The sequence below is a fragment of the Kribbella sp. NPDC051620 genome, from assembly GCF_044453825.1.
GTDB lineage: Bacteria > Actinomycetota > Actinomycetes > Propionibacteriales > Kribbellaceae > Kribbella.
The window spans coordinates 220,451-233,259 of the sequence record NZ_JBITDB010000001.1; the positions used below are offsets into that span (position 1 = coordinate 220,451).

The following is a 12,809-nucleotide window of genomic DNA, read 5'->3' on the forward strand; positions in this document are numbered from 1 at the left end:
GGGCTGCACCTCCTCCGCTGCTCTGCTCATCCAGGTCTGTCCGTGAGCTAGGGACCTCAGTCAGAGGCTGGTCCTGTAAGTCGTGTTGATCGGGAGAAGGATCCTTCCTCGGCGTCGAGCTCCCACCTGAGGTCGATGAAGGCAGCAGGGCTCACCTGACGATGAATTGGCCCTACGGCGTCGACCAGTCGCCGTCCGTCGCCACCTTGGCCGGCGGCGATGATCTCGGCCACGATCGAAACCGCGGTCTCCTCCGGTGTGCGGGCGCCCAGGTTGAGCCCGATCGGCGAGGACAGCAGCGCATGCTGTCCTCGCTGACTCCGGCGTCGCGAAGCCGCGCGAGCCGGTCCTCGTGGGTGCGACGAGAGCCCATCGCACCGACACAGGCGAGGCTCGCGCGCAGTGCCACCTCGAGGACAGGCACGTCGAACTTCGGGTCATGGGTCAGAACGAGCGCCACCGCGCGATCGTCGATGCGACTTCCTGCGATCTCCGCTGCGAGGTATCGGTGCGGTCAGTCGACAACGACCTCCTCCGCGCGAGGAAACCGCACGGTCGTGGCGAACACCGGCCATCGCAGACGGTGACCCGATAGCCAAGGAAGGATCCGATCTCGGCCGCCGCCCGGGCGAAGTCGATCGCCCCGAACACCAGCATCCGTGGTGGTGGCTGGAAGGTGGAGACGACACCGTGACCCCGTCGCCGAGGCGTCGTCCGTCGGGGCTGTAGCGCACCGTGCCGGTCCTTCCCGCAGCCAGCATTCCCCGTGCGTCTTCGGTCACCAGAGCATCAAGGCGCGGATCGCCAAGGCCTCCGGCCGTTCGACCCGCCAGATGACTCGATTCGCGCCGACGCGGGCTTGGTCCGGGTGCTCGACGGTGGTGGCCAAAGCACAGGGACATCTGCTCGGACCGCATCTACCGAGGTCCCACCGTTGCGGCGGTAGCGATGGTCGGCGTACTGTTCTAACAAACGGAATGTATATGCCGTATCGTGGAACAAGCTCGACCGCTCGGTTTCTGCGCGTGTCGATCTGGGCGCAGCTGTTGGAAGACCCGCTCGGGAGGTGATCGGGCCGAAGGGTCGGGCTGTCGCGTAGGAGCGCGCGCTACCGGTCGTTGCGGTGAGACGCGCTCGTCGCGGTTCGCTATTGGCCGCCGTCGCTGACGGGTCCTCCGGTCGGCAATAGACGTTCTGCCGGAATGACTGCGACGCCGAGGATCTCGATCATTGCCTCTGGCTGCCAAAGGCGTGTGCAGCCGATACCTGCCATCGCCGGGTAGCTGCGGCCGGCCATCTCGCGCCAGGCGATGCCGATCTCCTTGCCGTGGGCCTGGTAGTCCTCGAGGTCGGTGAGATAGATGGTGACGCTGACCAGGTCGCCGGGCTCGCCGCCCACCTCCCTGAGGGTCGTCAAGACGTTGTGGAACGCCTGGCGGAACTGCTCGACGATGCCGCCGGCAACGATCTTCATGTCCTTGTCGAGTGCGGTCTGGCCGCCGAGATAGAGCGTGTTGCCGGACAGGGTTCCGTGTGAATAGCCCTGCGGCTTGGGAAGGGCCGCGGGGTTGATGGCGGCGTTGGCCATGGCTGCTCCTGTTTCGATCGGCGGTTCAGGTGGCCGGCATCCGTCGGCGCCTGGTCACGGTATTGACTATATATGACGAGCGTGACAAATTCGACATATCGGTTCGGATGAAGGAGCGCTGATGGATCTCAACTTCGACCAGTACGAGCTGGAAGGCGACGCGTCGCCGTACGCGCTGCCCAACGGCTTGATCGCACCGGTCGTGACGCGCGGTGGCCTGGAGGACGTGCAGACCGCCGACTCGGGTGGGGCGGTGCGGATCTCGGGTGTCAGCATCCAGCACACGCCGGCGAAGCGGTTGTGGTACGGCAAGGTCACCAATCTGCCTGGCTACCGGTCCGTGTCGCATCATCACGGCGAAGCCGAGACCGGAGGCTACGTACTGCAGGGCAGCGCCCGCATCTACTACGGCGAAGAGTTCGGCGAGTACGTCGATCTCGAAACGGGGGACTGGGTGTACGTCCCGCCGTTCATGCCGCACGTCGAGTGCAACATGTCGACGACCAAGCCCTTGGTATGGCTGACCACGCGTACGCCCGAGAACCTCGTGGTCAACCTGCCCGACGTCGACGACGCCGATCTGGATGGGTTCCTCCGCGCATGAACCAGTCCACCCGGACAACCGCGACGTCCGAAATCATCACGGCGGCACTCGATCTGAAGCCGGTCGAACCGCTGCATCACGACCTGGCCTTCGTTGCCAGAACGCAGCAGTGCCCCTGGCCGAAGGCCTACGGCGGCGACGTGGTCGCGCAGGCCACCGTCGCCGGAATACGCTCCGTCGACACCGAGCGCGTGTTGCACTCGATGCACAGCTACTTCCTCCGGCCGGTCGACGTCGACGCAGAGGTTCGCTACGAGGTCGAAGTGCTTCGGGACGGGCGCGGATATTCGACCCGGCAGATCCGCGGCTACCAGTCCGGGAAGGTCGTCTTCGTCGCGATCGCGTCCTTCCACAGCGGTGAATCAGGTCGAGAGTTCGCCGCGCCGCTGCCGGTGGGTGTCCCCGATCCGGAACTGGTTCCCAGCAGTGCGGCGTACCTCGAACCAACGGTGCCGGGAACCCCCGAAGCCGGATCGATGACCGTGGCATCGAAGTCCTACTGGTCCGAGGGCCGCGGTTTCGACATGCGGCACGTGCCCGGCCCGGTCTATTTCGAGGTGGAAGGCGAACTGACGCCGATGCAGGCGGTGTGGGTCAGGCCGTTCGACGAACTCCGGCCGGTCGACGGCCTGACTCCTGCGATGCGTGACCAGGCAGCGCTCGCCTTCGTGTGTGACTACACGGTCCTCGAACCGATCCTTCGCGTTCTCGACCTTCCGTGGGCCCTTCCTGGCCTGACCACCGCGAGCCTCGACCACGCCATGTGGTTTCACCGCGCCGGGTCGATGGACGACTGGCTGCTCTATGCGCAGGAGGCCGTCACAGCACATGGAGGGCGTGGCCTGGGACTCGGCCGCTTCTTCACCCGCGACGGGCGGCACCTCGCGACCGTCGCACAAGAGGGCTTGATCCGCGCACCTTCCCCGATTCCGCCGCGGGCCGTGCGCGGGCATCTTTGAGAGGAAACCGTCATGGAGTTCACACCTTCGGCGCATCAGGACACCTTTACCCGCGACCACCTACCTCCTGAACGTCTGTGGCCGACGCTGGAGTTCACGCTGCCCGAGCTGCAGTACCCCGACCGTCTCAACGCCGCGACCGTACTGATCAACGAAACTGTCGAGCGGTTCGGCGCGGACCGGCAGGCGTTGCTCACGCCGGCCGGTGAGACGTGGACCTACGGCGAGGTGTTGCTGCGGGCCAATCAGGTCGCGCAGGTACTGACCGAGGACGTCGGCATCGTGCCCGGTGAGCGGGTACTGCTTCGCTCACCCAACAATCCGTGGACAGTGATCTGCTGGCTGGCGGTTCTCAAGGCCGGCGGTGTGGTCGTGACCACGATGGCGGCTCTCCGGGCACGCGAGCTGCTGCCCCTGATCGAACGCACCCGCCCGGCGGTGGCACTCGTCGACCACAGATTCGCCGAAGAGCTGCGTATCGTCCAGGAGACGGGGACCTTCGGCCTGCCTCTGATCGAGTACGGCGGCGCCGGGCCTCGCGACCTGATCACGCTGGCGTCGGTGAAGTCCGGACAATTCACCGATGTGGACACCGCGGCAGACGACGTCGCGCTGCTGTGCCCGACTTCGGGGACGACAGGTGTGCCGAAGCTGACCATGCACTATCACCGCGACGTGCTGGCGATCTCGGACACCTTCGGCCGTCACATCATGCAGTTGCGCCAGGACGACGTGGTTTCGTGCACGGCGCCACTCGCGTTCACGTTCGGGCTGGGCGCCCTGGTGATCTTTCCGTTCCGGGTCGGCGCCGCGGCGTTGCTGACAGAGGCCGCGACGCCGCGTGAGCTTGCCGGGGTGGTGCACGATCGCAAGGCGACGGTGCTCTGCACCGCTCCGACGGCCTACCGCGCGATTCTGTTGGACGGCTTGGAGCACCTCCTGTCGGGTGTACGGATGGCGGTGTCGGCAGGCGAGCATCTGCCACTGTCTACCTGGATTGCGATGCGGGATCGGGCCGGCCTTCGGATCGTCGACGGCATCGGCTCCACCGAGATGCTGCACATCTTCATCTCAGCATGCGGGGACGCAGTTCGCCCTGGGGCGACCGGGCGACCCGTTCCCGGATACCGGGCCACCATTCTTGACGACGAAGGTCGTGAGCTCGGCGACAACGAACCCGGCCGGCTTGCGGTGATCGGACCGACAGGTTGTCGCTACCTCGACGACGAGCGGCAGGAGAACTACGTCGTCAACGGCTGGAACGTCACCGGGGACACCTTCTATCGCGACAGCGACGGGTACTTTCACTACCAGGCGCGTACCGACAACATGATCGTCTCGTCGGGATACAACATCGGTGGCCCAGAAGTTGAAGAGGCAGTCGTCCGTCACGCCGACGTGATGGAGTGCGCCGTCGTCGGCCGGCCGGACGAGAACCGGGGCGCGGTCGTCTGCGCGTTCGTCGTCCTGCGCGAGGGTGTCGCCGCGGACGACTCGACACGCCGGGCGATCCAGGACTTCGTCAAACAGGAGATCGCCCCCTACAAGTACCCGCGGGACGTGCGTTTCGTGGACACTCTTCCGCGCAACCCCAGCGGCAAGGTGGAGCACTTCCGGCTGCGCCAGTTGGCCAGCGCTGAGCCGGGCCAGGCCGGTACCCCGGCCGCCCGCTGAAAGGAACCTGCACAATGAAGATCGCTGTCGTCGGCGGAGGTCCCGGTGGACTGTATCTCGCCGCTTTGATGAAACAGCTCGATCCCGGCCACGAGATCACGGTGTGGGAGCGCAACGCACCCACCGACACCTTCGGGTTCGGAGTCGTGTTCTCCGACGAGACGCTCGGCGGGATCGAGAACGCCGACACCCGGATCGCCGACGCGATGAGCACCCAGTTCGCCCGCTGGACCGACATCGACATCCATGTCGACGGGAAGCGGTACACCGTTGGCGGTCAGGGCTTCGCGGCCATGAGCCGCAAGGAACTCCTCTCGCTGCTGCAATCGCGATGCCTCGAACTCGGTGTCGAGATCCACTTCTCCACCCTCGCCCCGAACGTCGAGGACCTGCGACTGACCCATGACCTGGTGGTCGCATCGGACGGCGCCAACTCGCAGGTCCGTTCGTCGTACGCCGACATCTTCCGGCCCTCGCTGGACCAGCGGCGCAACAAGTACATGTGGCTGGGGACGGACCTGGTCTTCGAGGCCTTCCAGTTCTACGTCAAGCAGACGGACTGGGGAACGATGCAGATCCACGGCTACCCCTACTCCGACAGCGGTTCGACGTTCATCGTGGAGATGCACGAAGACGTCTGGCGACGGGCCGGCTTCGACGCGACCGAGGGCGACGAGTTCCCGCCGGGTACATCGGACGAGTTCGCGATCGCCAGGATCCGGGAGATCTTCGCCGAGGAACTGGACGGCCACGAGGTTCTCGCCAACAACTCCAAGTGGCTCAGTTTCACGACCGTGCGCAACGAGTGCTGGCACGACGCCAACGTCGTACTGCTCGGTGACGCGGCGCACACGGCACACTTCTCGATCGGCTCCGGGACGAAGCTGGCGATGGAAGACGCGCTCGCGCTCGCCGCCTGCCTGCACGAGAATCCGGACGTCGAGTCAGCGTTGACCGCCTACGAGGAGGAGCGACGGCCGGTCGTGGAGTCGACTCAGCGTGCCGCGCAGGCATCCCTGGAATGGTTCGAGAACATCGGCCTGTACATCCACCAGGAAGCCGTGCAGTTCTGCTTCAACCTGCTCACCCGCTCGCGGCGGATCACCTACGACAATCTCCGCACCCGGGACGAGGAGTTCGCCGTCGGCGTCGACGCTGCCTTCGCCGCGCAGCAAGGGCTGCCGGCGGGTCCGCCGGCCATGTTCCAGCCGTACCGTCTCGGCGGTCTGGAGCTGAAGAACCGGATCATTGTCTCGCCGATGGACATGTACTCAGCTGTCGACGGCGTCCCTGGCGACTTCCATCTGGTCCACCTGGGGTCGAAGGCTCTCGGCGGGGCGGGCCTGGTGATGACCGAGATGGTCTGCGTGTCCCCGGAGGGCCGAATCACGCCGGGTTGTACAGGTCTTTGGAACGACGAGCAGCGCGAGTCCTGGTCTGCCGTGGTGCGCTTCGTCCATGAGCGTTCGACGGCTCGGATCGGCCTGCAGTTGGGCCACTCTGGCCGTAAGGGCTCGACCAAGCTGATGTGGCAAGGCATGGATGATCCGCTGCCGGACGGCAACTGGACCATCGTCGGTCCTTCGCCACTTCCGTATGGTGCGGACTCGAGAGTTCCGCGGGAGATCACCAGGCCGGAAATGGAGCAGGTGATCGACGACTTCGTGACCGCTGCGCGACGCGGCGCCGAGGTCGGCTTCGATCTGCTGGAGTTGCACTGTGCTCACGGCTACCTGCTGTCCTCGTTCCTCTCGCCCGTCGCCAATCACCGCACCGACGAGTACGGAGGCTCTCTCGAGAACCGGCTGCGGTTCCCACTCGAGGTCTTCGACGCGGTCCGTGCGGTATGGCCGGCCGAACGCCCGATGCTCGTGCGCCTGTCAGCCACTGACTGGACGCCTGACGGCAACACCGAGCACGACGCCGTGGAGATCGCGCGAGCGTTCGTCGCTCACGGTGCCAACGGGATCGATGTGTCGTCGGGACAGGTGACGAAGGCCGAGAAGCCGGCCTACGGCCGGTCGTACCAGACACCGTTCGCGGACCGGATCCGGCACGAGGTCGCAGCCAGAGCCGACGTCGCGGTGATCGCCGTCGGCGCCATCTCGTCGTACGACGATGTCAACTCGATCCTGCTGGCCGGACGTGCCGACCTGTGTGCTCTGGGCCGGACGCATCTGTACAACCCGCAGTGGACGCTGCACGCCGCAGTGGACCAAGAGTATCGTGGCGCGGCCGCGGAGTGGCCGTTGCAGTTCAAGGCCGGCCGGCGCAAGCCGCCGTCATCGCGCACAGATGCGGTCCGTCCCCGATTGTCGCTGTTGCGCGACGAGCAGGACAATGACGTCCATCTCCGCTGGCAGCCGGCTCGGCCGGCATCGGTTGCGGTGTCCTGACGTGGACGCCGACAGCTCAGCAGCCCGCGCCAAGGCGTCTTCGGTGCACTCAGCTCGAGTCGAGTGGATGGATACGGATGCTGCGGGTCATCATCACAACACCGCGATCGTTCGATTCGTCGAGGCCTCCGAAGCAGCGCTGATGCGAGGGCGTGGCGTGTCCGGCTACTTCGGCGTGGTTCCCCGGGTTCGATTCGAGGTCGACTTCGAGGCCCGGTTGTACTTCGGGCAGCCGGTCACCACACAACTGGTACTGGAGCGGATCGGGCGGACGTCGATGACGTTCCACTTCGAGGTCTGGGGTGAGGAGTTCGATGGATGCCCCCGGCAACGGGCCGCATCCGGCCGCTACGTGACCGCGCACGTGCCGAGGGCAGGGGGGCGCGCCGAACCGTGGCCCACTGCGTGGCTGACCGCTCTGCGGGCGACGGCGACCGAGTCGTGTGTTTCTGACCTGCCGGGGGAGAGGCGGTGAGGCTCGCGACTGTCCGGCTGCCGGGTGAAACAGCGGCGGTTCGGGTCGACGACGACGCGGCGGTCGAGCTGGGCGCTCGCGACCTCGGCGAGTTCCTGGCCCGGCCGGACTGGCGTACAGCGGCCGAGTCGGCGTCAGGTCCTCGTCATGCACTGGCGGACCTGGACTATGCGCCTGTTGTTCCACGACCGGAGAAGGTGATCTGCGTCGGGCTCAACTATCGGAGTCACATCCGTGAGATGGGACGAGACCTGCCTGAGCATCCGACGCTGTTCGCGAAGTTCTCCCGCGCGCTGGTGGGTGCATACGACCCGGTCGAACTGCCCCACGGGTCCACCCAGGTCGACTGGGAGGCAGAGCTCGGTGTGGTGATCGGCGCAGAGGTGCGCCACGCCACGCGAACCCAGGCCGCCGCCGCCATCGCGGGGTACACGGTCGTCAATGATGTGACGGCACGTGACTTCCAGTACCGCTCATCGCAGTGGCTGCAGGGCAAGACGTTCGAGCGCAGCACTCCGGTAGGGCCTTGGCTGGTCACCGGCGTGTAGCCTGGTTCGGTGTCGTGCAGCGTGGACGGCGATCTGGTGCAGCACGCCAGCACGACCGACCTGGTATTCGGTCCTGTCGACCTCGTTGCCTACATCTCCCAGTTCGTGACCCTGGTTCCTGGCGACCTCATCGCTACCGGAACTCCGGGTGGCGTCGGACACGCCCTCAAGCCGCCTCGCTACCTGACCGCGGGCTCGCAGTTGGTCACCCGCGTCGAGCAGGTGGGCGAGTTGCGCAACACCATGGTGCAGACACCCTGAGTCGGGCTTGTCCAGTGCCCCGCCGACGAGTCGATATGCTCTCCATGTGACGACCTCCACCGAGACGACAGGGACGCGCTCGACCAAGCCAAGCGCGTTCATCCTGACCCTGTACGGCTTGTACGCCCGGGAGGCCGGAGGCTGGCTGAGCGTGGCGGCGTTGATCCGCCTGATGGGCGACCTCGATGTCGACGAGCCTGCTGTACGGTCTTCGATCTCCCGGCTCAAGCGCCGTGACATTCTCGAGCCGGAGCGGATCAACGGCCAAGCCGGCTACCGGCTGTCGGACCGCGGCCGGCATGTGCTGTCCGAGGGTGACCGCCGGATCTTCGAGCGTCCACGGGCAGCGCTGTCCGACAGCTGGTTGGTCGCGGTCTTCAGCGTTCCTGAGTCGGAGCGGCAGCAACGCCACCAGTTGCGTTCACGACTCACCTGGCTCGGCTTCGGTACGACCGCCTCCGGCGTCTGGATCGCGCCGGCCCACCTGTACGACGAAACCCGTGAGGTGCTCGAGCGCTACCAGCTGGCGTCGTACGTCGATCTGTTCCGGTGCGACTACCTGGCCTTCGGCGACATCACCGAACGCGTCGGTGAGTGGTGGGATCTGGACGGCCTGCAGGCGCTGTACGACGAGTTTCTCGCCTTGCAGCAGCCGATCCTGGCCAGATGGCGCCGGCGCCGGACGGTGGCTGAGGCAGCGGCCTTTCACGACTACGTGATCGCGCTGACGGCGTGGCGCAGACTGCCGTTCCTCGACCCCGGGTTGGCGCCAGAGCTGCTTCCCGCGGATTGGAACGGGGCCCGGGCAGCGGATCTGTTCGCGTCCCTGCAGGAGCGGCTGGCCGGGCCCGCCCACCACCACGCGATCGCGACCATCGATCAGTGAAGGTTGGTCGCGATCGCGGGCACCGGATCACGGCTGGTTGGGCACCACCACGTTGAACGCTGGGCTGAAGTTGTCGAGGAGGGCCAGGAACTCGTCGAGCTCGGTCTGGTCGCCGTCGACGGTGGCAACTTCTTTGGCCAGCATCTCATCGAGGGTGACGACGCCGTAGGCAAGATCGGCAAGCCCTGCCCGGGTGGTCCGCAGAGTACCGGCGGGCTTTCCGGTGCTTGATTCCGACGTATGCCGCAGGATCCCGTGCCGGACGATCAGTACGAGGCGCTCCTCGCTGGAATCCGGACGCGCGTCCGTCAGCTCGAGCCCGATGCGAAGATCAGCTGACCCGGCCCGCCGGCCGTTGAGGCGAATGGCCAGGTAGTCGAGCACCTGCTCAGTGGTCATGCCGGCCACGAAGTCAGCTCCAGCACTGTGGAACGACCGGCCGCCGGCCGCGCCACGGCGCAGCTCCTGAGCGCCGAGAAGGTAGAAGTTTCGCCACGGGCCGCTCTCCGCCTGATAGCCGAGCTGCTCGAAGACGTCGGCTTGCAGTTGCCGGACGGCTTCGTGCTCCGGGTCGGCGGCGAGCGCGTGCTTCAGCAGTTCGGCCGCCCACCTGTCGTCACCTGCGGTGTGTGCTGTCTCAGCATGGGCCACGACCGCCTCGAACCCACCCATGGAGTCGACATACCGGCGACCCGCATCGGCGGGTGGCAACGGGTTGAGGTTGGCCGGATTGCCGTCGAACCATCCGAGGTAGCGCTGATAGACCGCTTTGGTGTTGTGACTCGTGGAGCCGTAGCAACCGCGGTTGGCCCAGAACGAGTCGAGCGACTCCGGCAACTCGACCAGTTCGGCGATCTCGTTGGGCGTGTGGCCATGGTTGGCCAGGCGCAAGGTCTCGTCGTGGATGTAGCGGTACAGGTCGCGGTGCATCTCCAGGTGTTCGACGATCCGCTCCTTGCCCCAGACCGGCCACTGGTGACAGATGAACATGACGTCGGACTTCTCGGCGTACAACTGAAGTGCCTCGTCGATCGCCGCGCTCCAGGCGACGGCATCGCGGACCGGAGCGCCGCGCGGCGTGTACAGGTTGTGCATCTGGTGGGAGACTGTCTCGGCCATGCACAGGGCCCGATGATCCGGCAGGTAGAAGTTCATCTCCGCCGGCGCCTCCGTGTCTGGCGCGGACTGGAAGACGAACCGCACGCCGTCGAGTACGAGCTCCTCACCGGTCGCGGTGATCTCGTGTGTCGGCCGGATCAAGGTTCGCTTGCCGCTGGCAACGCCGACGGAGATACCGATCATGACGTGGCCTTGAGCGTTCCGGGGCAACCGGCCGCCGAACATGAATCCCGCCCTGCGGCTCATCGCAACGCCGGCCGAGATGTTCTCGCTGACTGCGTGTTCGTAGAAGCCGGCCGGTGCGACCACCGGCACCCGGCCAGCCAGGACGTCGGCTTCGTCGACGACGCCCTTGACCCCACCGAAATGATCGGTGTGGCAGTGCGTGTGAATGACCGCGGTGACCGGGCGATCGCCCAGTTCCCGGCGAACCAACTCGATGGCGGCCGCTGCGGTCTCGACGCAGGTCAGTGGGTCGATCACCACGTAGCCACGCTCACCGACGATGACGGTCAGGTTTGCGGCGTCGTAGCCGCGGACCTGGTAGACACCTTCAGTGACCTTGAAGAGGCCGTGGTGCCGGTTGAGCTGCGCCAGCCGCCACAGACTGGGATGCACGGTCGCGGGTGCGTCGCCGTCGACGAACGAATAGGCGCTGAGATCCCAGACCACCGTTCCGGCCGCGTCCCGGATGACTGGGGGTTCGATCGACGCGATCCAGCCTCGGGCGGCGTCGTCGAATGCTCGCCGATCGCCCCAGGGCAGCCCGTCGACGGCGGCGGCGTGCCGGGCCAGCGTGGCTGGCCCGGCGTCTCTTGGTCCGCTTCCCGCGGTGTTCGACGACTTCGGCATTTCTTTGTCGCTCCTCTGGAGTCGGGTGATCAGCGAGCTGAAGGTGAGGCTGTGTATCGGTCGGCGCCGTGGTGCTCTGCCAGTCTGGCCCGGTCCCGCTCAGGCCGAACGAACAACACGGCCAGAACGCCGCCCACGATCTGTAACAGGCCGGTGATGACAAAGGCGATCGTGTAACCGGTCCTGGGGTCGGCATACGCTCCGACGAGTTCTCCGGTCAGGACGGGCGCGATGACGCCTGCGAGCGCGTAGACGGCGGCATACGTACCGAGGACACCGCCTCGCCTGTCGGTGGGGCAGATCTCAGCCGAGGTGGTCTGACCGATCCCGATGATCATCGCTCCCAGGCCGAACCCGATACCGATCAACACGAGTTGCAATGGTCCGGTGGCGACCACGCTTCCCATGATCAGTGCGACGCCCGCGACGAGTACCCCAAGTCCCCCGACGGCACCTCTGGCGCGTCGACTCGACACACCGCGCCGCAGCAGCCAGTGGGTGAACAGTCCCTGTCCGATCATGCCTGCGGCCATGATCGCCCAGGGCAGGATGATCACCGAGCCGACCTCACGTGTCGAGTAGTGGAGCACCGTCGTCAGGTAGGACGGCACCCAGGCGACGAGCATTGCACTCGCCCAAGCCGCACCGAAACTGCCGGCCACACTCCCGAGCCACGTTCCGGTGCGTAGGATCCGCGACGAGGGAATGGACGATTCGCCGTTCGGCGGGGCATCGACCGTGGTCGCCGGCGGGGCATCGACGGTGTCCTTCACCGGCCCTTCTTTGCCGACCAGCGCCCAGGCAAGGGCCCAGGCCAGGCCGATCGCTCCGGTCAGGCCGAAAGCCAGCCGCCAGCCATGATCGGCAATTGTCCAGGACAGCACCGGAGCGGCGACCATCACACCGACCGGGACACCGAGTCCGACCACGTTGGTCACAACGCTGCGGTCCCTGTTGATGAACCACTTGTGGGCCGCATGGTTGGTGAGCGGCACCGCGGGGCCTTCGGCGGCGCCCAGCAGGATTCGGGTCGCGATCATCGTCGTGTATCCGGCCGCGGGAATGAGCAGTGGAAGTTGCGCTACCGACCAGGCCAGCGCCATGACGAACAGGATCCATTTCGTCGAGATCCGATTTGCCACGAAGCCGATGAGGAGTGCCGACGCGCTGAAGAGAAAGAAGAAGGAGGTCGCGATCAGGCCGTAGGCGGCGGGGGAGATGCCGAGGTCCCGTCTCAGCGAGACGGCGGACAGGCCGAGCACTGCCTTGTCCGAGAAGTTGATGAGCATGAACAGCGCCAAGAGGACGGTGATCGTCCAGCCACGCGCTGAGCCGAAGGCGGGGACTGGGCCGGTCGTGGATTCAGTGGTTGTGGACATGCGTGGCACTCCTCACCAGAGCGGGACGGATTCGAACAATATCGCGTTACTTTGACGAGCGCCAGAAA

The 12,809-nt window shown here is 66.1% G+C and carries 10 protein-coding genes and 2 pseudogenes; 7 read left to right on the top strand and 5 right to left on the bottom strand.

Translation table 11 applies throughout. The annotated features are described in order from the left end of the window. Positions 1–56 precede the first annotated feature (56 nt). The 3 genes and pseudogenes from ACIA12_RS01010 to ACIA12_RS01020 form a co-directional block, all read right to left on the bottom strand. A pseudogene (locus ACIA12_RS01010) lies at positions 57–460 on the bottom strand (XdhC family protein). After that, a complete protein-coding gene (locus tag ACIA12_RS01015; protein WP_396364718.1) occupies positions 438–917 on the bottom strand; it encodes an XdhC family protein in 480 nt (159 codons plus the stop codon). Before ACIA12_RS01015 ends, ACIA12_RS01010 begins: the two are co-directional and overlap by 23 nt. 230 nt (positions 918–1,147) lie before the next feature. After that, positions 1,148–1,588 (bottom strand): RidA family protein, encoded by a 441-nt coding sequence (locus tag ACIA12_RS01020; RefSeq protein WP_396364720.1) that lies wholly within the window; start codon positions 1,586–1,588, stop codon positions 1,148–1,150. A 121-nt stretch (positions 1,589–1,709) separates the two neighbouring features. Between ACIA12_RS01020 and ACIA12_RS01025 the strand changes: the two genes are divergently transcribed. From ACIA12_RS01025 to ACIA12_RS01055, 7 genes and pseudogenes are all read left to right on the top strand, one after another. Then, complete coding sequence (locus tag ACIA12_RS01025) at positions 1,710–2,192, top strand: cupin domain-containing protein (protein ID WP_396364722.1); 483 nt, start codon at positions 1,710–1,712, stop codon at positions 2,190–2,192. Beyond that, positions 2,189–3,151: an acyl-CoA thioesterase gene (locus ACIA12_RS01030; RefSeq protein WP_396364723.1), complete on the top strand. Its 963-nt coding sequence runs from the start codon at positions 2,189–2,191 to the stop codon at positions 3,149–3,151. Before ACIA12_RS01025 ends, ACIA12_RS01030 begins: the two co-directional genes overlap by 4 nt. 12 nt (positions 3,152–3,163) lie before the next feature. Further along, complete coding sequence (locus ACIA12_RS01035; RefSeq protein WP_396364724.1) at positions 3,164–4,825, top strand: AMP-binding protein; 1,662 nt, start codon at positions 3,164–3,166, stop codon at positions 4,823–4,825. A 14-nt stretch (positions 4,826–4,839) separates the two neighbouring features. Further along, positions 4,840–7,221, top strand: coding sequence for a bifunctional salicylyl-CoA 5-hydroxylase/oxidoreductase (locus ACIA12_RS01040; protein ID WP_396364726.1), 2,382 nt, complete (start codon positions 4,840–4,842; stop codon positions 7,219–7,221). A gap of 67 nt (positions 7,222–7,288) precedes the next feature. After that, positions 7,289–7,696: an acyl-CoA thioesterase gene (locus ACIA12_RS01045; RefSeq protein ID WP_396364728.1), complete on the top strand. Its 408-nt coding sequence runs from the start codon at positions 7,289–7,291 to the stop codon at positions 7,694–7,696. A 197-nt stretch (positions 7,697–7,893) separates the two neighbouring features. Then, positions 7,894–8,505: pseudogene (locus ACIA12_RS01050) on the top strand (fumarylacetoacetate hydrolase family protein). A gap of 46 nt (positions 8,506–8,551) precedes the next feature. Then, on the top strand, positions 8,552–9,391 hold the full coding sequence (locus ACIA12_RS01055) for a PaaX family transcriptional regulator C-terminal domain-containing protein (protein WP_396364730.1): 840 nt from the start codon (positions 8,552–8,554) through the stop codon (positions 9,389–9,391). Between the two features lie 27 nt (positions 9,392–9,418). Here ACIA12_RS01055 and ACIA12_RS01060 read toward each other — a convergent pair whose 3' ends face one another. After that, positions 9,419–11,362, bottom strand: coding sequence for an alkyl/aryl-sulfatase (locus ACIA12_RS01060; RefSeq protein WP_396364731.1), 1,944 nt, complete (start codon positions 11,360–11,362; stop codon positions 9,419–9,421). A gap of 29 nt (positions 11,363–11,391) precedes the next feature. Next, positions 11,392–12,741, bottom strand: a complete 1,350-nt coding sequence (locus tag ACIA12_RS01065) for an MFS transporter (RefSeq protein WP_396364732.1) — start codon at positions 12,739–12,741, stop codon at positions 11,392–11,394. Between the last annotated feature and the right edge of the window lie 68 nt (positions 12,742–12,809).